Here is a 21513-nt window from a genome sequence, read left to right as displayed (position 1 = left end):
TTTCTGGGTGTCCGGCGGGCCACGCCCGGGCGGCACCCCCCCGGGGGCGGCCCCCCCCCCCGGGGCCCCGGGGGGGGGGGGGGCCGGCGCCCGGGGGGGGAGGGGCCCCCCCCCGCGGGCCGCGCCCCCCGCGGGCGCCGGGGGGCGTCCGGGTCCGCGTCCCGGCGCGGTATCCGGCCCCACCGCGGCGCGCATCCCGCCGGAATGTTTCGATCGCCCGGTGAGCACCGATATCGTGATCTGCGGACTCGGCCCGGCCGGGCGGGCACTCGCCCACCGTTGTCTGGCGCATGGTCTGTCGGTCATCGCGGTCGACCCGAACCCCAACCGGCAGTGGCACGCCACCTACGCCGCCTGGACCGATGAACTGCCCTCGTGGCTCGACGACGCCGCGATCGCGGCAACGGTCGCCGAACCCCTCGCCTACGGTGGGCGTGCGCATGCGATTCCCCGGTCGTACACAGTGCTCGATACCGCCGGGTTGCAGCGCAGTCTGGATCTGACCGGCGCCACCGTGCTCACCGGCCGGGCCACGGCCGTGAACCGGCGGCAGGTCACGCTCGACACCGGCCGGACGCTGTCCGCCGGACGGGTCATCGACGCCCGTGGCCTGGCCCGTCGGCCCGGCCGCGCCGAACAGACGGCGTACGGGCTCGTCCTGGAACGCCCCGGGCCCGCCGATCCGGCATGGTTCATGGACTGGCGGGACGACAACGGCACCGGGCCCACCGCACCCCGCTCTTTCCTGTACACGATCCCGCTGGGCGGTGGCGCGATGCTGTACGAGGAGACCTGCCTGGCCGGAGCGCCCGCCATCGAGCCCGCCGAACTGGCCCGCCGGTTGCGGTACCGGCTGCGGGCCCGCGGGATCGCGCTACGCGGCGACGAACGCGTCGAACGCGTCCGCTTCCCGGTGGTGGGCGGCTCGCCCGGAGCTCGGCGCTTCGGCGCCGCCGGGGCCTATCTGCATCCGGCCACCGGATACAGCGTGGCCGCCGCCCTGGCCGCGGCCGATGATCTCGCGGCAGGCCGGAATCCGTGGGCCGCCGCGCGGCCGGTGCACCACCTGCGCCTGGCCGGGCTGCGCGCGCTGCTCGCGCTGCCCCCCGCCGAGCTGCCCGGCTTCTTCGACGCGTTCTTCGAGCTCGATATCGACCTGCAGCGCGCTTATCTGTCGGGCCGCACCGATCCGATCGGCACCGTCGCGGCGATGACCCGCCTGTTCGCGGCGCTACCCCGGCGCACCCGGGCCCGGCTGGCCGCGGCGACACTCCATATGCCCGCTCCCTCGCACCGGCGGTCGGGTTCGGTCATCATGGAGTGATGCGGTCCATCTGGAAGGGCTCTATCGCGTTCGGGCTGGTGAACGTCCCTGTGAAGGTGTACACCGCCACCGAGGACCACGACATCAAGTTCCATCAGGTCCACGCCAAGGACGGGGGCCGGATCAAATACGACCGGGTCTGCACCGTCTGCGGGCAATCGGTCGCCTTCGCCGATATCGATAAGCAATACGAATCCCCCGAAGGCGAGAAGGTCGTCCTGACCGACGAGGATTTCGCCCAATTGCCGGTGGCGGAGAAGCACGAGATTCCGGTGCTGCAATTCGTCCCGTCGGAACAGATCGATCCGATCCTGTACGACAAGACCTACTATCTCGAGCCGGATTCGACCACACCCAAGGCCTACGTCCTGCTGGCGGCCACGCTCGAACGGATCGACCGGACCGCCCTCGTCCATTTCACCCTGCGGCAGAAAACCCGGCTGGCCGCCATGCGCGTCCGCGACGGGATGCTGGTATTGCAGACACTGCTGTGGCCCGACGAGGTGCGCTCGGTGTCGTTCGAATCGCTCGAGGAGGCCAAGGCACCCCGGCCGCAGGAGATCAAAATGGCCGAAACTCTCGTCGAATCGATGTCGGACGATTTCGACCCCGATCAGTTCACCGACGAGTACCAGGTCGAACTCCAGCGACTACTCGACGAAGCGATCGCCCGCGGCGACGGGAAAGCACCCGAACGCGCCGAAGCTCCGGCGGAGGAATCCGATGCCGAGGTGGTGGATCTGGTTGCGGCTCTCCAGCGCAGCCTGGAGGCCAGTGGCGGCCGCGGCGGCGGGAAATCCACCGGTCGCGGTGGGAAATCCGCGGAGGAAAAGGGCACCGGAACCGCGAAAGCCCGCAAGTCCGCGCCCCGGAAAACCGCCCAGAAGCGCACCCGCAAGGGCGCCTGACCAGCTCTACAGGGCCTGGAGGAACCAGTCGAGCGCGCCTTCGGGCCCGGTGCTGCTGCGGTGATAGTGAAACCCGAGCCGGTGGGCCAGCGCCAGCGCCGCGGTATCGGCCGGATCGAGGCGCAGCACCGCCTCGTCGGCCAGATCGTGCCGGGCCAGGTATCGGCAGGCCAGCACGATGGCCCGGCCCACCACGCCGCGGGCGCGCCACGACGCGTGAATGTCGTATCCGATATCGGCCTGGCGTTTCGCCAGGAATTCCGGCTCCAGCGTCACATCGACGACCCCGGCCAGCGTATGCGTGGCCACATCCACCACGGCGAATGTTTTGCGCGGTCCGTTCGCGGCCCATTCCGCGGCGCAGCGTTCGAATTCGGCCACCATATTCGGTGTGCCGGGCCCGCTTGTCCGGCGCACCGGCTCCCGATCCCGGGCAGCGAGGTACGCGGCGGCGTCGGCGACCTCGATCGGTCGTAGCCCGATCACCCCATCCGATATCAGCACGTGATCATGATCTGCATATTTCACGGCATTCGACAAGCCCTGCCCGCGGCGCGCCGCAAACGAAAATCCCAGGTCGCGCAATGTATGTCGGCGAGCAACATATCCGCGGCACCCGATTGTGAAGACACGCCCGCAGTATAGGACCGCTCCGGTTTGCCGGGTGGATACTCGGGAGATGACCGATAACCCGGAGGATCCGCATCGGCTCGTATCCGCTGCCGTGGTGGTGGGCGTGGACGGTACGCCCGCCGCCCATTCGGCCATTCGCTGGGGCGCCCTGGTCGCGGCCCGGCGCGGGCGCCGGCTCGTGCTGGCCTACGGCATGAATTCGACGCCGGCCAAGACCTGGCTGGTCGCCTACCAGCCGATGGTGGACGAGGCCGTGCAAACCCTGCGCACCCACGGCGAACAGGCCCTGGCGACCGGCGTCCAGGTCGCTCGTGAGGCCGCACCGGGCCTGGCGCCCGATACCCTGCTCTCCGAGCACAGCGGCGCCAAAATGCTGATCGAACTGTCGAAATCCGCGCATATGGTGGTGCTCGGCTCGCGCCGCGGTGGCGCCATCGCCCATCTCGGTTCGACGATTCTCGCGGTCGCCGCGCACGGGCGCGGCACCATCGTCGCGGTCCGGGAGGACGCCGAGGACATCACCAGCGGACCGGTGGTGGTGGGCGTCGACGGCAGTCCGGTCAGCGATACCGCCGTGGCCGCCGCCTTCGCCGAGGCGTCCGAACGTGGAGCCGAACTGGTGGCCGTGCACACCTGGAGCGATCTGACCTTCACCGAATTCGCCAGTACCGGCTTCATCGAGATCCCGGCCGAAGATCTGCAGACAGCGGAGCAGGCCGTGCTCGCCGAACGGCTGGCCGGCTGGCAGCAGCGTTATCCCGAGGTCACCGTGCGCCGCGAGGTCTATCCGTCGACACCCGCGCAGCATCTGCGGGAATGGTCCGAACGGGCGCAGCTGGTCGTGGTGGGCAGCCGGGGACGCGGCGGGTTCCGGGGCCTGCTGCTCGGATCCACCAGTCAATCCCTGATCCAGCGGGCGGCCTGCCCGGTGATGATCACCCGGCCGGCCTGACCGGCGGCCCCGGCCCGGCGCCGGTCAGCCGATCATTCCGGCCAGCAGGGCGCGGGTGCGCTGCGCCTCCGCACCACCGGCGAAGACCGAGGCGACGAAATCGGTGGCACCCGCGGCGAAAACCTCCCGCACGCGCGCGGCCACCTGCTCCTCCGACCCGATGACGGCGAGATCCGCCGGCCCGGCCGCACCCTCGCGATCCATCATCGCCCGGTAGGACGGCAACGTGCCGTAGGCGGCGAAGGTGCGCGCGGCGCGTTCCCGAGCGCCCTCGACATCGTCGGTGACGAGCACCGGCAGGGAACAGACGATCCGGGCCGGTGCCCGGCCGGCCTCCGTGGCAGCCGCGGTGATGGTCGGCGCGATATGGTCGCGGATCGTGGCCGGTCCGGTCATCCACAGCACGGTTCCGTCGGCGCGCCGCCCGGCCAGGCGCAGCATCTGCGTCCCCATGGCGGCCAGCAGCACCGGGATCCGGCCCTCGTCCGGGATTCCGAGCTCCAGGTTCCCGGTCAGGGTTTCGCCGGTGAAGGACACCGGCTGCCGGTGCAGCAGTGGCTCCAAGATCGACAGGTATTCGCGCATATGGCGGGCGGGACGCTCGAACCCGTACCCGAACATATTCTCGATGACGACGCGATGCGACAGCCCGATCCCCAGGGTCAGGCGGTCCGGGCCCACGGCCAGCGCGGTCGTCCGCGCCTGCTGGGCCAGCGCCCCGGGATGGCGGGGATAGGTGGGCACCACGGCGGTCCCGAGTTCGATATCCGGCACCTGGCTGCCCGCCACGGCGAGCGCAGTGAGCGCGTCGAATCCGAAGATATGCGACATCCAGGCGGAGTGGAATCCTTCGTCGGCCGTGCGGCGCAGATCATCGGTCAGCGCGCGCAGGGCGTCGCTTCCGGTGCGTTCACTGAGCAGTATGCCGATCCGCACGGTGGGCCTCCTGGCTCGTAGGGGTTGTCGTCGAACGGTGCGCACCGACCCTACTGGAGGTCGCGTGCGGTGCCCCCGCGGCGGGCCGTACACCGGCCGCGCGGCGCGCCGGCGGAATCGACCGGGCCGGCACCGCCGACGCGCCCAGAACCTCCTCGACCCGGAGGCCGGCGCGGGGCATGCTGAGACCATGGACGAGTTTGCGAGCTGGCGGTCGAACGGACAGCGTTTCACCCATCGCGGACACCAGATCTTCTGGCGCCCCGGCGGAACCGGTTCCGCGGGGGCACTATTGTGCCTGCACGGCTTTCCGACGGCGTCCTGGGACTGGCATCTGCTCTGGCCGCAGCTGTGCGAGCAGTTCGCCCGGGTGCTCGCACCGGATTTCATCGGCTTCGGCTGGTCGGCCAAACCGCAGCACTACGACTACGCGATCGCCGATCAGGCGGATCTGTGTGAACAACTGCTGCGCGAACAAGGCATCGAACGATTCCATGTGCTGGCCCACGACTACGGCGATACGGTCGCCCAGGAACTGCTGGCCCGCGATGCCGAACGCCGCGCCGCCGGCGACCGATCCCTGATGATCGAGTCGGTATGCCTGCTCAACGGCGGCCTCTTCCCGGAGTCACACCGGCCCCGGCCCATCCAGCGGTTGCTGGCGAGCCCGCTCGGCCCGCTGGTCGGCCGGTTCGGTACCGAGGGCACCTTCGCGCACAGCCTCGCCGCGGTGTTCGGCCCGGACAGCACACCGGATCCGGACGAGATGCACCGTTTCTGGCTGCTGTGGTGCAGTAAGCACGGGAAACGCAACGGCCACAAGCTGATGGGATATATGGCCGAACGGCGCACCCACCGGCAGCGCTGGGTGGGCGCCCTCGTCCATCCCCAGGTTCCGGTCCGGATGATCGACGGTCTCCGCGATCCGGTGTCCGGGGCGCGGATGGTGCGCCGCTACCGGCAACTGGTCGACGAACCCGATGTGGTGGAGTTGCCCGATATCGGGCACTATCCACAGTTGGAAGCGCCGCAGGACACGCTGCACGCTTTCCAGGAATTCCACACGACCAGGGTCGGCTAGGCGATCGGCCGCCACCGCCGGGCACCCGCTCGTCCGCCCGGCCCGGCGGGAGCGCCATGCGGTTTCGCACCGGAGCTCCCGCCGGGTTCGTCTCCCGGATACGCCGAATGCAGTGAACCCCAATGCCTCCGACGTCGGCGCAGGTAGCGAACGGCTGCTACCGTCACGGGCACGGCGGGAAACTTCCGCTCGACAGCGAGCAACCGCCCGGGGGTCGGGGAAGCCGTAGAACGAGGGGAAGCCGCATGCTCGGTACCGATGCCGCACACGGACCCGATCAGCATATCCAGGGCGTCCCGGAATGGGTGACCACCCGCGACGGGCGCCGGTTACACGCCATGATCCTGCCCGGCCCGCAGGACCCCGGCGCGCCGGTGGTCGTCTTCGAGGCCGGGGCCGCGGCCACCCGCTCGTCGTGGGCTCTGGTGCAGCCCGCGGTCGGCCGTTTCGCTCGCGCCGTGGTCTACGACCGGGCGGGTCTGGGCCGCAGCCCCGCCGATCCGGCGGGCCGCACCCTCGATCGGATGGCCGGCGATCTGCTCGATGTCCTCGACCATCTCGGCGCCGGGCCGTTCGTCCTCGCCGGGCACAGCGCGGGCGGGGTCATCGCGCGCCTGGCGGCCGCGCGCCGGCCCGACCGGATGGCGGGACTGGTACTGGTCGATCCCACCGACGAAGCCGCCGAGATCTTGTTCGGCCGCACCTTCCGGCGCGTCGAACGGCTGGCGATCGGCGTGAACGGCGCACTCGCGCGGCTCGGACTGTTGCACCGGCTCTACGGCCGGATGCTCGCGGCCGTTCCGGCCGAGGTGCGCGCGGATATGGAACGCGAGGCGTTCACCCCGCAGACGGTCCGCACCCAGGCGGCGCAGGCCCGGACCTTCCTCGACGAACTCGCCGCCTGGCGCGAGTCACCGCCCGCGCTGGGCGCTGTCCCGGTGACCGTGATTTCCGGCGGGCGCGCGGGGGACGGGATGAACGCCCGGATCCGGGCCGCCGTCAACGATGCCCATGCCCGCCGCGCGGCGGGCTCCACCGGCCGCCATATCGTGGCCCACGGTTCGGCTCACTACATCCCGTTCACCGAACCCGAGGTCGTGGTCGCGGAGATCCGCCGTTTCGTCCGGCCCTGATCACCGCCCCGCCGGGCAGACCCGCACTCGCCCACCGGGTTTGCGGCGCTCGGCCGGGCGGCTCCGATTCGGGTGCGCGGGCGCATATCGCTACGATTATCCGGATAATCTGCCCACTTTTCGGAGGAATGCATGGCGCGCAAGGTCATCGTTGAGCTGGTCGACGACTACGACGGAACGTCCCCGGCGGAGGAGACCGTCACCCTCGCGCTGGACGGTGTCACCTACGAAATAGATCTCTCGGCGGCCAACGCCGCGAAACTGCGCGAGATCGTCGGCGAATGGGCCGCGCATGCGCGCCGGGTCGGCGGCCGGGCCACCAAGGGCAAAAAACCCGCCCAGGCCGCGACCGACAGCCGGCAGACCCAGGCGATCCGGGAATGGGCCCGTGAGAGCGGTATGGATGTTTCGGCTCGGGGCCGCATCTCCGCCGAGGTGATCGAGGCATACAAGAAGGCGCACAAATAGCGGCGGATCACCGGCGGGCAGCGTGGATCGGAACCGGTCATAGTCGGCCCCGCCCCGGCGCGTGAAAGATCACAATCGGGTAACAGGAGCCTTTCCGGAAACGACAGAGTGTTCGGTATGCCGATGCCGTGGCGGGGCCACGCGATGTTCGGCACCGGCCGGGGAATGCGTGGTGGCGACAGCAGGCCGCGCACCCGATCTGCTCACCGGACGAAAGGCCCTGTTCTCTCATGCGTTTGTCACCGGCGACCTTCGCCGCCCGCGGCCGCCGTCGTTTCTGGCCCGCCCTGGCCGCACTCGCCGTCCTGTTCCAGGCGGTGTCCCTGGTCTCCGGCGGCGCCCCCGCCGCGCGCGCCGCGTTCGATCCCGCGGGTATCGATTTCTGGGTCGACGGCAGTATGGGCCCGATCAAGACCCGGGTGTTCCGGGCCGCCGACGGCAATACCTCGCGCGTCGTCTACGCGCTGGACGGTATGCGGGCCCGCGAGGACCTCAGCGGCTGGGAAATCGATACCGATATCGCGCGCGAATTCACCAAATGGAATATCAACGTGGTGATGCCGGTCGGCGGCCGATCCAGTTTCTACACCGACTGGAATGCACCCAGTACGTTCGCCGGAATACCGCCGGGGACGGGCTCGGGGAACGGCTCGTCCTCCGGTTCGGCCTCGGGTTCCGGCGGATTGCAGGTACTGGCGGACGGTCCGGGTAAGTCCTACACCTACAAATGGGAGACCTTCCTGGCCCGGGAACTCCCCGCCGCACTGCGCGACCGGCTGGGTTTCTCGACCCAGCGCAACGGGGTCTTCGGCCTGTCCATGGGCGGTAGCGCCGCGCTCACCCTGGCCGCGCTCTACCCGGACCGGTTCAGTTTCGCCGGCTCCTATTCCGGCTACCTGAACATCTCCGCGCCGGGTATGCGGGAGGCGATCCGGGTGGCGATGATCGATGCGGGCGGCTACAACGTGGATTCGATGGCCGCGCCGTGGGATCCGAAATGGCTGCGGATCGACCCCTTCGTCGCCGCGCCCCGGCTCGTCGCCAACAACACACGACTCTGGGTGTCGGCGGCCAGCGGGCTGCCCACCGCGGGCGACGGCCCGACCATGGGCACCGTCAACGGCATGGGGCTGGAAGCGCTGGCGCTGGTGAACACCCGGGCCTTCCAGGTCCGGATGGCGACGCTCGGTGCCCGCAATGTGCATTACGACTTCCCTGCCCTCGGTATCCACGCCTGGAACAACTGGGCCGATCAGGCGGTGCGGATGCTGCCGGATCTCTCCGCCAATATCGGGTGACGCCGGGGCCGGGTGACGGCCCTCACCCTCGGATGCGAGGCAGTTGCTCAGCAATGCACAAGCACGATCGGTAAGGTTTCCCAGCATGGGTCAGAACGAGGTAACCCTTTCCGCCGAAAGCACTTCCGGCACCCAGGTGGTCACGGAAGGGCTCCCGGTGGGTTTGCGGTATCGGATGCGCGATCACTATGTGGTCGGCCGGGAGAAGATCCGGGAATACGCCCGCGCGGTCCAGGACCACCACCCGGTCCATTGGTCCGAGGGCGCAGCGCTCGACTACGGGTACGACGGGCTGATCGCCCCGCTCACGTTCTTCTCCGTGCCCGGCTACCTGGCGCAGACCGAAATGTTCGAATCCGTGCTCACCGGCTACGACCTGAGCCAGATCATGCAGACCGATCAGGTGGTCCGCTACCACCGGCCGATCCGCGTCGGCGACGAACTGTCCTACGAGGTGCACCTCGAATCGGTGCGCCACGCCTTCGGCGGCGATCTCATCACGTTCGAGACCGTGGTCACCGATCAGCACGGCGCGCTGGTGCTGGTTTCGGAGATCAGTGTTGTCGGCCGCAGCGGCGCGGGACCGGACCTCGGCGATCTCGATGCGGGCGTCCTGATGCACGGTTTCCGGCCGGGTACCGAACGGCCCGGACCCCCGCCGCGGGAGCGCCGCGCACCGGTGCCGGCACCACCCGGGGCGCCGGCACCCGAGCCGCTGCTCAGTGGTTCCGTCCGGGAGTTCGATTCCGTCCGGGCCGGCGACGAGTTACCGGCCCGCACAGTACAGCTCACGATCGGCGACCTGGTGAACTACGCCGGTGTATCCGGCGACCCCAATCCGATCCACTGGAGCGCCGAGGTGGCCGGGCGGGTCGAACTGGACGCCCCCGTCGCACACGGCATGCTCTCGATCGGTCTCGGCGCCGGCTACGTGACCTCCTGGCTCGGCGATCCGGGCGCGGTCCGTGAGTACGCGGTCCGGCTCACCAGTCCGGTCTACGTCACCCGGGAGGGTGCCGAGGTCGAGTTCGGCGGCCGGGTCAAATCCGTCGATCCGCTGGAGCGCACCGCGACGATCGCGCTTACCGCCCGCCACCAGGGCCGCCGGATCTTCGGCCGCGCCACCGCCGTGGTCCGGTTGCGCTGACCACCCGCAGTACCGGCTCTGGGCTACGCGGGTAATACCGAGGTATTATCGTGGGGTCCGTGGGTCACGGGCAATACGAATGGTGGATCGGCGCGTACGACCTGCTCCACCGCAGCGGAATCGAGCCCTGGGAAGTATTGGAGGTGCTGTATTCGCCGCGGCGGTGGCCCCGGGCGGCAACCAGCCGCGAGGGTCTACCCACCGCGACCGTCTGGGGCCGGACCGATGAGGGCCGTGCCCTGATCGTGCTGCTGCGCTGGCTACGGGCCGACGCCCGGTGGCAGATTCTGCTGGCGAGCCCGATGCGGCCCCACCAACTCGCCGAATACACCGCATGGGAGGCGACCCGAGATGAACAGCGATAAGGAACCGGACCCCGGCTACCCCCGGTCCCCGGAAGCCGCCGTGGATTTCCTGGACGGGCTCGTCTACGACGATGCCGCACCGCTGCCGCCCCTGCCGCCGGCAACCGACCGGATCGAACAGGGCATGGTGGCCACCTCGTTCAAATGGACACCCGAGATGCGCGACCGGGTCCGGCGCAAGGCCGCCGAACACGGGGTCACACCGTCGATCCTGATCCGTCAGTACATCGAGATGGGCCTGCTGGCCGAGCAGTCCGAGCGGATGATCCCGCTGGCCGACGCCGTACGCGCCCTCACCAGCCTTCCGCATTCGGCCTGACCGGCCGTCGCCGGCTCAGGGTGCGGGCGGCGTGCCGGTATTCGTACAGAACGGCTGGCAGGACCCCGGCGTAGTCGGTGTCACCCGCGCGGGTTCGTCGTCGTAATCCGCCGAACTCACCACGATCATGACCAGCAGCGCCACCCCGAGGACGAACCCGAAGATCAGCACTGTCGGCCCGAGCCAGGTCCGCATCGGCTTCTCCTCGAGCACGGGCCGCGGCATCATCGGATCGGCCGGGTTCACCACGGTCGCGGGATCCACCGGGGTCCCGGGATCCCCTGGGTCGACGGGGTCCACCGGCCGGACCGTATCGCGTTCGGGGCCACCGTATTCGCCCATTGCACAACCACCTCCAGTGAGTCTCCGCGACCGGATACCCGAATTCGGCGGCCATTCACGGCCCAAGCCCTATCCGCTGTGTCACCGTATCGGCGACGACCGCGCCGCCCACCGGATCTGGTCGGCGGTGCGCCGGCGAATGCGGTTTCCGGTCGGGTGGGACGGGCGGAGGTTGTTCCCTCGGTCAGCGGTCCGGCGGCTGACCGAGGGAACGCAGATAGATGAGCGTGGCCTGTACCCGTCGATCACCGTCGTGGACGGGGAGTTTTGCGAAGATCGCGCCGATATGCTTGCGCACGGCTGCTTCCGAGACCGTCAGGACCTCCGCGATCCCGGCGTTCGTGCGGCCCTCCGCTACCAGCGCGAGCACTTCCCGCTCCCGGGCGGTGAGGTCGGCCAGGGGCGTGCGATGCCGGCCCGATTTGACCAGCGCCCGGACGACCTCGGGGTCGACGATCGTCTCGCCCTCGGCGACCCGGGCCACGGTGCCGAGGAATTGCCGGACATGCCCGACACGTTCCTTCAGGAGATAGCCCGTTCCGGCGGTCGAATCGTCGCCGAGGAGGTCATCGAGGTAGGCGACCGAAACGTAGTGGGAAAGCACGACGATCGGCAGCTTCGGTGCCCGATGGCGGAGTTCCGCCGCGGCGCGGAGGCCGTCGTCGGTGCCGTTCGGCGGCATTCGCACATCGGTGATCACCAGGTCCGGTGTGTAGGTCGCGCAGGCATGGACCAGGCCCGGTGCGTCACCGGCCGTCGCGCACACGTCATGACCGGCCGAGGCGAGCACGCTTTCCAGCCCGGCCCGCAGCAGCGGGCTGTCCTCGGCCAGCACGATCCGGAGCCGGGAGGGTCTATCTGTCACACTGCGCACTCCATCCGGATGGTGGTCGGCCCGGCGGGCGGACTGGTGACCGTCAGCTGTCCGTCCAAGGCCGCGAGACGACGTTGCAGACGGTCGAGGCCGTGACCTTCCACGATATGCGCCCCGCCGGGCCCGTCGTCGGAGACGGTCAGTATCCACCGCGAACCGGCGCGGCTGCCGCGCACATCGACTCGGGTCGCCGTGGTGTGCCGGGCGACGTTGGTGAGACATTCGGCGACGAGAACGTAGGACATGTGTTCGACGGCGGGTGGTAGCCGGTCGCCGGGGGCGGGGTCCAGGTCGATACGGATATCCAGCGGCAGGTCCGCCGCAAGGTCGGTCACGGCCGGTTCGAGTCCGCGTTCGGACAGTACGCGGGGCGAGAAACCGCGCAACACGGCCCGGAGTTCGCTCAGGGTTTCGTCGACGAGCCGATGCGCTTCGGCGGCGACGCGCCCGGCGGGACCGTCCGCGTCCTGCGATTCGGTCAGCCCCAGTGTCATCGACAAGGCGACCAGCCGATGCTGGACCCGGTCGTGCAGTTCGGATTCGAGCAGTTCCCGTTCGAAGCCCTCCGCCGCCAGCAGCGCCGATCGGGAGTTTTCGATTCGCACGGCCTCGTGCCGCCAGCGGTCGGGATCGGAAACGAGCAGGGCGCGCGCGACCTTCGCCTCGAACGCCGACCAGGCGCCCACGAGTACCAGCAGCACGAGCGTGGCAAGAGCCCCCGCGGCCGCGGCGGGCCAGGCCTGCGCCGGCTCGTCGATCGACCAGGGGCCGAAATCGATGTGATCGCCCCGGACGAGGACGGGGGCGGCGAGCAGCACCGCGGCGACGGCGAAACCCAGCGCTATCAGGAAGTACACCGCACCGCCGAACACCGTGACGATGCCGAGGAAGGCGACGTGGCGGAGGGTGGGCATCCGGCGGCCGGCGCTCGCTTCGCGCACTTCGGCGGCGGCGCGGGCGGCGGCGCCGGGGTCGACGAGCCGGAGCCGAGCGCAGTGCAGCCGAAGCATCGGTTCCCAGAGTGCGGCTCGTAGCGAGCGGGTCAGGCCGAGGAATACCACCGGCACGCACCCGATCATGGTCAGTAGAGACAGCACACTACCGGCTATCACAGCGAGCAACGCGCGCCACGGCCACGGCGAGATCAAATAGCGCGGCCCGGTCCGAAGCGCGGATCTCATGGTGTTCATGGCCCGGCCTCCGCCGCCGGCCGTGGCTGCCGCGGGACGCCGAGCCGCGTGGTCACGACGATCCACGCGACCACCGGCGAATACGCTGCGCACATCAGCAGCGTAGTGGTGGCGCCGGAGGGGCCGGCGTCACCGACGAACACTTCGAGCCCGGCCGCCAGCACGAGATTACTGCCGCCGTGCAGAACAGCAGCCGGCCATACCGAACCGCTGCGGGCCCACAGCCAGCCGATCAGGAACTCCAGTTCGATCGACAGGGGCAGCCACATCAGCATGGCGAGGAACGCGTCGGTGGCCGAACCGCCCGCGCCCAGGTAGCCCACCCACGGCAGCGGCCAGTGCCAGATACCCCAGATCAGGCCGGTCGCGAAGGTGGTGGCCACGGGGCGGCCGGGCAGGAGCCGGTCGCGGAGATAAGCGGTCCAGCCGAACTCCTCCCCGAAGAAGATCGGGGCCGCGACCACCGGGATCATCGGGGTGAGCACCAGGAACAGCACGGCGGCGGACCCGAAATCGCCCGGTTCCGGATGCCACAGTCCCAGGAGGACCGCGAGGGCGAGTGCGGCGGCGAGGACGCCGAGCGGGAGGAGGGCCGCGACGACGTACGACCGCCACTGTCTGCCGAGCCGCAGCCGCAAGCCGGCGTCGACGAAACCTTCCCGGGTGATCCACCGGCGGGTGATGACGGCCGCGAGGGCGGGCACGAAAGCGCCGCCGGTCAGCAGTTGGACGACCGGATCATCGAGGGAGTATCCCGCGACCCCGGCGATTCCCCACGGAATCCAGGCTCCGGCGAAGGTGAGCAACAGAAACCAGCGGATGCCTCGTCGCTGCGGGACGGTTCTGCGCGGGACAGGTTCCCGGGCGGTGGACACTGTGGTCATTCGTCTATTACAGAATCGCGGCCGCGGGAAGTCGGTGGACAACGGGACCGTTTCTCGGTCGCGTACACGCTACCTTCCGGAGTGCTCCCGGCCGGAACGCCGGGTACGGGCCCGGATGTCGCATAGCCGGGCCCGTCGCGGGAGCCGGTTCAGGGCACCGCAGCCGAATCAGGTTTCCCCACTGCCCATTCCGCCATGAGGTCGGCAAGTGCGGCGGCGCCGCGATGGCAGTCGGCGGGGTGGGCGAATTCGGCCGGGGAATGCGAGATGCCGGTGGGATTGCGGACGAACAGCATGGCCGTGGGCACCACGGCGGACAGGATGCCCGCGTCGTGTCCGGCCGCGGTGGGGAGGACCGGGATATCGCCGAGATGGCCGAGTACCTCGTTTACCCGGTCACGTACGGCGGCCGGGAATTCGACTATCGGCGTGACCGATTCGGCCTCGATATGCAGCCCGATGCCGCTGCCGGCCGCGTCGGCGCGGGTGCGGTCGCCGATCTCGGCGACCAGCCGGCGCAGGGTGGTCTCGTCGGCGGCGCGGGCGTCGAGCCAGGCACGGATTTCCGAGGCGATGGCATTGGCGCCGTTCGGGAGCACGCTCAGTTTGCCGAAGGTGGCGACCGCGGCGTGTAGTTCGGCGGCCCGGCGGGCGGTGTGCACGGCGGTGGCGTAGGTGAGCATGGGATCGCGGCGGTCCACCAGCCGGGTCGCACCCGCGTGGTTGGCCTCGCCGGTGAAGGTGAACAGCCAGCGGCCGTGCGGCCAGATCGAGGAGGCCACCGCGAGCGGGCGGTCCACCAGGTCCAGGGCCCGGCCCTGTTCGACATGCAGTTCCACAAACACTCCGACCCGCCGGGAAAGGGCCGGGTCGGCCCCGAGGTGGCCGGGATCGCGGCCGGCCGCACGTAATGCCTCGGCGAGCGTAATACCGTCGGAGTCGCGAAGTCCCAGCGCACGCTCGGGACTCAGCGCACCGGTGCTCAATTGCGACCCGATACAGGCGACCCCGAACCGCGCCCCCTCCTCGTCGGAGAACGCGACCACCGCCACCGGGCGGCGCGGGACGATCCCGCGCTCCCGGACCAGGTCGACGGCGGCGAACGCGCTCACCACCCCGAGCGGGCCGTCGTAGGCGCCGCCGTCGGGGACGGAGTCGAGATGCGACCCGGTGACGAAGGCGCCGGTGGGATCGCCGGTCCAGCCCGGTGGCAGCCACCACGCCCACAGGTTTCCGTTGCGGTCGGCCTCTACCTGCATCCCGCGCTGCGCGGCGCAGCCGGTGAACCATTCGCGCAGGGTCATATCGGCGTCGTTCCAGGCGAAGCGGCGGTAGCCGCCGGTCGCCGGGGCACGGCCGACGTCCAGAATGTCGTCCCACAGCGAGTCGAAGGACCGCATACCCACCGCGCTCATATCCGGCCCGGGATCCAGGTGGTGCCCGCGAGCGGTACTCCGGCCATCGCGGCGGCCTCCACGGTGAGCGCGACCAGATCCTCGGGTTCGAGATTGCGCAGATGCGATTTCCCGCAGGCCCGTGCGAGGGTCTGCGCCTCCATGGTGAGCACCCGCAGATAGTTCGCCAGGCGCCGGCCGGCCGCGACCGGATCGAGGTTGCGGGCGAGTTCCGGATCCTGGGTAGTGATCCCCGCCGGGTCGCGGCCGGCCTGGAAATCGTCGTAATAGCCGGGCGCCGAACCCAGTGCCGCGTACTGGTCGGCGAAGCGGGGGCTGTTGTCGCCGAGCGCGATGAGGGCGGCGGTACCGATGGCCACGGCGTCGGCGCCCAGCGCCATCGCTTTGGCGACATCGGCGCCGCTGCGTATCCCGCCGGACACGATGAGCTGCACTTTCCGGTGCACGCCCAGTTCCTGCAGAGCCCGGACAGCCTGCGGCAGCGCGGCCAGGGTGGGAATGCCGACATGTTCGATGAACACATCCTGGGTGGCCGCGGTGCCGCCCTGCATCCCGTCCACGACCACCACATCGGCACCCGCTTGGACGGCGAGCTTCACGTCGTAATAGGTCCGGGTGGCGCCGACTTTGACATAGACGGGCTTTTCCCAGTCGGTGATCTCCCGTAGTTCGATGATCTTGATGGCCAGATCGTCGGGCCCGGTCCAATCCGGATGCCGGCACGCCGAACGCTGGTCCACGCCTTGCGGCAGGGTGCGCATCTGCGCGACCCGCTCGGTGATCTTCTGGCCGAGCAGCATTCCGCCGCCGCCGGGTTTGGCGCCCTGCCCGAGCACGATCTCGATGGCGTCGGCGCGGCGCAGATCGTCGGGATTCATCCCGTAACGCGACGGCAGGTACTGGTAGACCAGAGTTTTCGATTGACCGCGTTCTTCGCGGGTCATCCCGCCGTCCCCGGTGGTGGTCGAGGTGCCCACCGCGCCGGCACCGCGCCCGAGCGCCTCCTTGGCCTGGCCGGACAGCGCGCCGAAACTCATTCCGGCAATGGTGATCGGAATATCGAGGTGCAGGGGTTTCGTCGCATACCGGTCGCCCAGGACGACATCGGTATCGCAGCGCTCGCGGTACCCTTCGAGCGGATAGCGTGACATCGAGGCGCCCAGGAACAACAGATCGTCGAAATGCGGAAGTGGACGTTTGGCGCCCCAGCCGCGGATATCGTAGATCCCGGTTTCGGCGGCGCGCTGGATCTCGGCGATCACCGGGCGCGGGAAGGTCGCCGACTCCCGTAGTGCGGGGTCGAGTTGTGCGGGACTGGTCATGGTGGTCTCCTGCTCCGGTCTCAGTACGCGCCGGCGTTGTCGACGTGGAAGTTGTAGAGCGTGCGGGCCGAGCCGTAGCGGGTGAACTCGGCGGGGTCGGCAGCGAAACCGGCGGCGTCCAGCAGTTCCCGGAGCTCGGCCAGATGCTCGGCGCGCAGCGGCTTCTCGATACAGTCGGCACCCAATGAGGCGACCTTCCCGCGGACGTAGATCCGGGTCTCGTACAGCGAATCCCCCAGCGCCTCCCCGGCGTCACCGCACACCACGAGCCGCCCGGCCTGGCCCATGAAGGCGCTCATATGCCCGATATCCCCGCCGACCACGATATCGGCGCCCTTCATCGAGATCCCGCACCGCGCACCGGCATTGCCCTCGATCACCAGCAGGCCGCCGTGCGCGGTCGCGCCGGCGGACTGGGATGCGTCGCCGGTGACCCGCACCACGCCCGACATCATGTTCTCGGCCACGCCGACACCGGCGTTCCCGCGGACGGTGACGGTAGCGCGCTGGTTCATCCCCGCGCAGTAGTAGCCGACATGGCCCTCGATCGTCACGTCGATGTCATCGTTCAGACCGCAGGCCACCGCATGCGCGCCGCGCGGGCTCGACACACGCACCCGCCGGGGCGCTTCCGGTGTGTGCAACAGCGCGTTGACCTCGCGCACGGTCCGCTCCCCCAGGTCGAGCGTGGTGACCTCGGCGGTTTCCCGGTGGACCGCACTCACTGCCGGTGCCATACGTAGACCTCCTCCGGAACGGGTTCGAAGATATGGGCGGTATCGATACCCGGCAGATCCGCCAGGGCACGGTATTCCGAGGCCATCGCGACCCACCGCCCGGTTTCGGCGATCACCGCGGGTTTGCAGGCGATCGGGTCACGGACCACGGCGAACGATTCCTTGTGGGCGACGAGCAGGGTGTAGAAACCGTCGAACCGTTCGGCGAGCAGCCGCAGCGCCTTCTCCAGATCGGCGCCCTCGGCCAGTTGCCGGGCCAGGAAGCGGGCGGCGACCTCGGTATCGTTCTCGCTGTCGAAAACGACTCCTGCCCTTTCCAATTCGTGCTTGATACTCATGTGATTGGAGAACGAGCCGTTGTGCACCAGGCATTGATCGGGCCCTACCGAGAACGGATGCGACCCGGCCGCGGTGACCGCGGATTCGGTGGCCATCCTGGTGTGCGCGACCCCCTGGTGCCCGGCGGCGGCCGCCAACCCGAACCGGCGGGCCAGCGCACTGGGATCGCCGACCCCCTTCAGCACGGTGAGGTCGTCGCCGAATCCGATGAGCCGGGCGCCCGGCGCGGCCCGGCGCGCGGCGGCCGCCAGTTCGCCGGCGCCGGTGGCCGCGGTGAGCACGGTGGTCGGCGCGAGGTCGACACCGCCGACCGGTACGCCGATTTCTGCGGCCACCCGGTCCGCCAGCTCGGTGACCGGCTCCGCCACGTCCAGCAGGGAGACCGTCGCCGCGCCCGCCGGTGACCAGTGCGGATCGCCGTAGACGGCCATACCGGCCGAATCCGGTCCCCGCTCACACATCTGGTCGAGCATCCCGGTCAGCAGTTCGCCGAGCCGGGGGTACAGGGCTGGGTCGCGCAGATGCAACCCGACTATTCCGCACATGCGGTGCACTCCTTCGGGGTTCGCGGTTCAGAAGGCGGTGAGATATTCGTCGATCTCCCAGGCGGAGACCGTGTTGTGCCAGGCGAAGAACTCGTCCCGTTTGATCCGGGCGAAGTATTCGCCGACTCCCGGCCCGGCCCCGTCCAGAGCGGCCATCACCACCGGGTCGGCCTCGAGCGCGTCCATGGCGTGCAACAGCGTCATCGGCAACAGCTCGCCGGTACTGTCGCCACTACCCGGTGTGCCGGGGTCGAGCGCACGGTCGATCCCGTCGAGCCCGGCCCCGATCGCGACGGCCATCGCCAGGTACGGGTTCGCCGACCCGTCGCCGCCGCGTAATTCCACCCGGTTCCCGTCGGGTACCCGCAGGTAGTGGGTGCGGTCGTTGCCCCCGTAGGTGGCCCGGCGCGGTGACCAGGTGGCGCCGCTGCTGGTCGAGACGGCCCCGATCCGTTTGTAGGAGTTGACCGTCGGCGCCAGCACCGCCTGCAGCGCGCGGGCGTGTTCGAGTAGTCCGGCGACGAACGAATAGGCGGTGCCGGACAGGCCGAGTCCGCGGGGATCGCCGGAATCCGGGAACAGTGCCGTCTCCCCGCGCCACAGCGACAGGTGCAGATGCATTCCCGATCCGGTGCGGTCGGCGAACGGTTTGGGCATGAAGGTGGCACGCATACCGCGTTTCTCGGCGATCACCCAGAGCAGGTAGCGGGCGGTGATGACCCGGTCGGCGGTCGTCATGGCTTCGGCATAGGCGAAGTTCTGCTCGAACTGGCCGTTGGCGTCCTCGTGATCGCTGGCGTAGTTACCCCAGCCGAGGGTGTTCATCGCCGCCGAGATCTCGGTCAGGTGGTCGTACATGCGGGTCACGTCGCGGGCGTCGTAACACGGCTGCCGGCTGGTATCGGCCTGATCGGCGGTGCGCAGGGTGCCCGCGGCGTCCCGGTGCACCAGGAAGTACTCGATCTCGGCACCGACCTTGACGGTGAATCCACCGGCCGCGGCCCGGCGCAGCGCGGCGGCCAGTACCGCGCGCGGCGCGAACGGCCACACCCGCCCGCCGACGTGCGGATCGCAGTGCACCAGCGCCAGGCCCGGCCGGACGAAGGGGATCGGAGTGAAGGAGGACGGGTCGGGGACGGCGACGAGATCCGGGTCCGCGGGCTGCTGGCCCATCGTGCCCGCGGCGTACCCGGCGAACCCGGCGCCGTCGGCTTCCAGTTGGTCGACGGCCTCGACCGGGACGAGTTTGGCGCACGGTTTACCCGACAGCGTGGTGAACAGGGCGAGGATGTACCGGGTGCCGCTGGTCTGCGCGAGCTCGGCCAGCGCACCCGGCGCGGTGGCGGTCTCGGGGGGCGGGGCGTAGGCGGTGGCGGTGTCGGGGGCCATGGGGTGCTCCAGAGTTCGGTCGGTGCGGCGGGCTGGGCGGGTCAGCGCATCTCCCCCGCACCCAGATAGGGATGCGGGCTCACCAAGGGCGCGCCCTCGGCGAAACGGGAGTAGCGGAAATCGTCGGGGTCGACACCGGGCAGATCGGTTTTCCCGGTGGTGAGCAGATCGGCGGCGAGCCGCCCGACCGCCGGGGAGATCTTGAAACCGTGCCCGGAGAAACCGGTGGCGAGGAAGAGTCCCGGAACCGGCGACGGGCCGATGATCGGGTTGTAGTCGGGGGTTACGTCGTAGGCGCCGACATAGGATCCGGTGATCCGGGGGTCGGGCATATCGGGTAATCGGTGCCCGAGTTTGCCGATCACCTTCTCGACCGTGCTTTCGTCGGCCCGGTTCACGTAGTTGTCCGGGTCGAGGTATTCCGGGGCCTGATGGTCGGAATTGCCCACCAGCAATTCGCCGTTGGGTTCGCGGCACAGGTAGGACAGGCCCGCCAGATCCGACAGCACCGGTACCGGCGGCGTCGGCACGCCCTGGTCGACCAGCACCAGCTGCGCGCGCTGGGCGCGAACGTCCACCGCGACCCCGGCCGAGGCGGCGAGCGCCGGGGTCCACGGGCCCGCCGCGAGTATCACTGTCGCGGCGTGGATCTCCGAACCGTCGGCCAGCCGGACACCGGTCACCGTATCGCCGGCACCGAGTACCAGTTCACGGACCGCGGTGCCCTGCGCGATCCGCACGCCGAGCGCCCGCGCGGCCGCGGCGAAGGCCATCCCGGCCAGATAGGCTTCGCCGCGCCCGCCGCGCGGTTCGTAGGCGAAGGCGGCGAAATCGTCCAGGTACAGTGCCGGCCACAGCTCGCGGATGGCGGCATGGTCGACGAGCCCGACCTCGATACCGAGCCCCCGCATCATCGCGACATTGGCCAGCAGAGGTTCGACGTTCTCGGCGCCGACGCCGACGACGTAACCGCACTGCTGGAAACCCATATCGTCGCCGAACAGTTCGCGGGCCCTGGTGAAAACATCCACTCCGTACCAGGCCATGGCCGCGAGGGAGGGCACACCGTAGTGGCAGCGGACGACGCCGCTGGACTTGCCGGTCATCCCGGAGCAGAGGGTGTCGCGTTCCAGCACCACGACATCGGTTTCGCCACGCTCGGCCAGTGACCAGGCGATGGCCAGGCCTTCCAGCCCGCCGCCGACGATGACGTAATTGTGGGTTTCGCTTCCCGCCATGGTCACCTGTTTCTTCGTAAGAGATCGTGTTGTATATCAGGAAACATCCCACAGATGACGCCGGCGTTACGCGCAAGTCAGCACCGTATGACCGGGTTAGCCTGAACCCCCCAGCAAGACAATCTTGTCGTACCGACACACCACACAGCCGGTACCGGCGCAATCGCGCGAGACGGCCGGAGATTAATCCGCGCGTAACCCGACGAGAAGTTTCTTCTGATTACTCTTTGATTCATCTCATTCCCCATACATCCGGAGCGATCAGATGAACGACCCCGCCACCGCTACCCCGTTCCGCGTGACCGCCGACTTCTGGCGTGCCCTCCCGCAGATGCCCGTCGCCGACTACCCGGGCACCGAGGCCTACATCGACGATGTCTACGCCAATCCGGAGGGCTCCGAGATGGCGGCGGGCTACTTCGAACTGCGTCACACCGACGCCCCGCTGGACTACCACTACGAGTACGACGAGATGAAAATCGTACTGGAGGGCGAATTCCGGCTGGAGAACCTCGATACCGGACAGGTCGAGACGGCGGGGCCCAAGGACGCGATCTTCTTCCCGAAAGGATCGCGGATCCGGTTCAGCACACCGGACCGCGCCCTCGCCTTCTACGTCGGCCACCGTTCCTTCGCTCCCTGAGCCGATCCCCCATGAGCGACCACCACAACCC

Annotated in this window: 23 protein-coding genes; 11 read left to right on the top strand and 12 right to left on the bottom strand. The window is 69.5% G+C overall.

All coding sequences use genetic code 11. The features are described 5' to 3' along the window. The first annotated feature begins 220 nt into the window (after nt 1-220). Together QH276_RS27910 and QH276_RS27905 are read left to right on the top strand one after the other, a co-directional pair. Nucleotides 221-1324: a lycopene cyclase family protein gene (locus tag QH276_RS27910; RefSeq protein WP_280397317.1), complete on the top strand. Its 1104-nt coding sequence runs from the start codon at nt 221-223 to the stop codon at nt 1322-1324. Next, entirely contained in the window at nt 1324-2232 is a 909-nt protein-coding gene (locus QH276_RS27905; RefSeq protein WP_280397316.1) for a Ku protein, read from the top strand. Before QH276_RS27910 ends, QH276_RS27905 begins: the two co-directional genes overlap by 1 nt. A gap of 6 nt (nt 2233-2238) precedes the next feature. On the opposite strand, the gene QH276_RS27900 is transcribed toward QH276_RS27905, so the two are convergent. Next, nucleotides 2239-2736: a GNAT family N-acetyltransferase gene (locus QH276_RS27900; protein ID WP_280397315.1), complete on the bottom strand. Its 498-nt coding sequence runs from the start codon at nt 2734-2736 to the stop codon at nt 2239-2241. Nucleotides 2737-2911: 175 nt separating this feature from the next. On the opposite strand from QH276_RS27900, the gene QH276_RS27895 reads away from it, so the two are divergent. Beyond that, entirely contained in the window at nt 2912-3817 is a 906-nt protein-coding gene (locus tag QH276_RS27895; RefSeq protein ID WP_280397314.1) for a universal stress protein, read from the top strand. Nucleotides 3818-3841: 24 nt separating this feature from the next. On the opposite strand, the gene QH276_RS27890 is transcribed toward QH276_RS27895, so the two are convergent. Then, nucleotides 3842-4753 (bottom strand): LLM class F420-dependent oxidoreductase, encoded by a 912-nt coding sequence (locus QH276_RS27890; RefSeq protein WP_280397313.1) that lies wholly within the window; start codon nt 4751-4753, stop codon nt 3842-3844. A gap of 190 nt (nt 4754-4943) precedes the next feature. Here QH276_RS27890 and QH276_RS27885 point away from each other — a divergent pair, with 190 nt between their 5' ends. From QH276_RS27885 to QH276_RS27855, 7 genes are all read left to right on the top strand, one after another. After that, entirely contained in the window at nt 4944-5834 is an 891-nt protein-coding gene (locus QH276_RS27885) for an alpha/beta fold hydrolase (RefSeq protein ID WP_280397312.1), read from the top strand. 245 nt (nt 5835-6079) lie between these two features. Then, complete coding sequence (locus QH276_RS27880) at nt 6080-6967, top strand: alpha/beta fold hydrolase (protein ID WP_280397311.1); 888 nt, start codon at nt 6080-6082, stop codon at nt 6965-6967. Nucleotides 6968-7099: 132 nt separating this feature from the next. Further along, on the top strand, nt 7100-7435 hold the full coding sequence (locus QH276_RS27875; protein ID WP_280397310.1) for a histone-like nucleoid-structuring protein Lsr2: 336 nt from the start codon (nt 7100-7102) through the stop codon (nt 7433-7435). Between the two features lie 230 nt (nt 7436-7665). Next, nucleotides 7666-8733 carry an alpha/beta hydrolase gene (locus tag QH276_RS27870; protein WP_280397309.1) on the top strand — a complete coding sequence of 356 codons (1068 nt, stop codon included), beginning with the start codon at nt 7666-7668 and terminating at the stop codon, nt 8731-8733. 85 nt (nt 8734-8818) lie between these two features. Next, nucleotides 8819-9880 (top strand): fused (3R)-hydroxyacyl-ACP dehydratase subunits HadA/HadB, encoded by a 1062-nt coding sequence (locus QH276_RS27865; RefSeq protein WP_280406950.1) that lies wholly within the window; start codon nt 8819-8821, stop codon nt 9878-9880. Between the two features lie 59 nt (nt 9881-9939). Then, the gene (locus QH276_RS27860; protein ID WP_280401517.1) at nt 9940-10245 is read left to right on the top strand and encodes a hypothetical protein; all 306 of its coding nucleotides are present in this window, start codon (nt 9940-9942) and stop codon (nt 10243-10245) included. Next, nucleotides 10232-10564: a hypothetical protein gene (locus tag QH276_RS27855; protein WP_280401516.1), complete on the top strand. Its 333-nt coding sequence runs from the start codon at nt 10232-10234 to the stop codon at nt 10562-10564. The genes QH276_RS27860 and QH276_RS27855 overlap by 14 nt, the downstream gene beginning before the upstream one ends. Before the next feature lie 15 nt (nt 10565-10579). Here the strand turns inward: QH276_RS27855 and QH276_RS27850 are convergent, their stop codons facing one another. From QH276_RS27850 to QH276_RS27805, 10 genes are all read right to left on the bottom strand, one after another. Beyond that, nucleotides 10580-10906: a hypothetical protein gene (locus QH276_RS27850; RefSeq protein ID WP_280401515.1), complete on the bottom strand. Its 327-nt coding sequence runs from the start codon at nt 10904-10906 to the stop codon at nt 10580-10582. A 184-nt stretch (nt 10907-11090) separates the two neighbouring features. Beyond that, nucleotides 11091-11771, bottom strand: a complete 681-nt coding sequence (locus QH276_RS27845; protein ID WP_280401514.1) for a response regulator transcription factor — start codon at nt 11769-11771, stop codon at nt 11091-11093. Further along, entirely contained in the window at nt 11768-12970 is a 1203-nt protein-coding gene (locus QH276_RS27840) for a sensor histidine kinase (protein WP_280401513.1), read from the bottom strand. Before QH276_RS27840 ends, QH276_RS27845 begins: the two co-directional genes overlap by 4 nt. Beyond that, nucleotides 12967-13854: a CPBP family intramembrane glutamic endopeptidase gene (locus QH276_RS27835; protein WP_280401512.1), complete on the bottom strand. Its 888-nt coding sequence runs from the start codon at nt 13852-13854 to the stop codon at nt 12967-12969. The genes QH276_RS27840 and QH276_RS27835 overlap by 4 nt, the downstream gene beginning before the upstream one ends. Before the next feature lie 149 nt (nt 13855-14003). Then, nucleotides 14004-15254, bottom strand: a complete 1251-nt coding sequence (locus QH276_RS27830) for an allantoate amidohydrolase (protein WP_280401511.1) — start codon at nt 15252-15254, stop codon at nt 14004-14006. Nucleotides 15255-15265: 11 nt separating this feature from the next. Further along, nucleotides 15266-16591, bottom strand: a complete 1326-nt coding sequence (locus QH276_RS27825) for an FMN-binding glutamate synthase family protein (protein ID WP_280401510.1) — start codon at nt 16589-16591, stop codon at nt 15266-15268. A gap of 20 nt (nt 16592-16611) precedes the next feature. After that, on the bottom strand, nt 16612-17328 hold the full coding sequence (locus QH276_RS27820) for a protein glxC (RefSeq protein ID WP_280401509.1): 717 nt from the start codon (nt 17326-17328) through the stop codon (nt 16612-16614). Beyond that, complete coding sequence (locus QH276_RS27815; protein WP_280401508.1) at nt 17313-18212, bottom strand: class II glutamine amidotransferase; 900 nt, start codon at nt 18210-18212, stop codon at nt 17313-17315. The genes QH276_RS27820 and QH276_RS27815 overlap by 16 nt, the downstream gene beginning before the upstream one ends. Before the next feature lie 27 nt (nt 18213-18239). Then, nucleotides 18240-19601: a type III glutamate--ammonia ligase gene (gene glnT / locus QH276_RS27810; protein WP_280401507.1), complete on the bottom strand. Its 1362-nt coding sequence runs from the start codon at nt 19599-19601 to the stop codon at nt 18240-18242. A gap of 41 nt (nt 19602-19642) precedes the next feature. After that, nucleotides 19643-20839 (bottom strand): NAD(P)/FAD-dependent oxidoreductase, encoded by a 1197-nt coding sequence (locus tag QH276_RS27805; protein WP_280401519.1) that lies wholly within the window; start codon nt 20837-20839, stop codon nt 19643-19645. Between the two features lie 265 nt (nt 20840-21104). Here QH276_RS27805 and QH276_RS27800 point away from each other — a divergent pair, with 265 nt between their 5' ends. Further along, entirely contained in the window at nt 21105-21482 is a 378-nt protein-coding gene (locus tag QH276_RS27800; protein WP_280401506.1) for an ethanolamine utilization protein, read from the top strand. Nucleotides 21483-21513 lie beyond the last annotated feature (31 nt).

The sequence above is a fragment of the Nocardia carnea genome (genome assembly GCF_029869215.1).
GTDB classification, from domain to species: Bacteria; Actinomycetota; Actinomycetes; order Mycobacteriales; family Mycobacteriaceae; genus Nocardia; species Nocardia carnea_B.
This window is presented reverse-complemented; position numbering and strand designations above follow the sequence as displayed.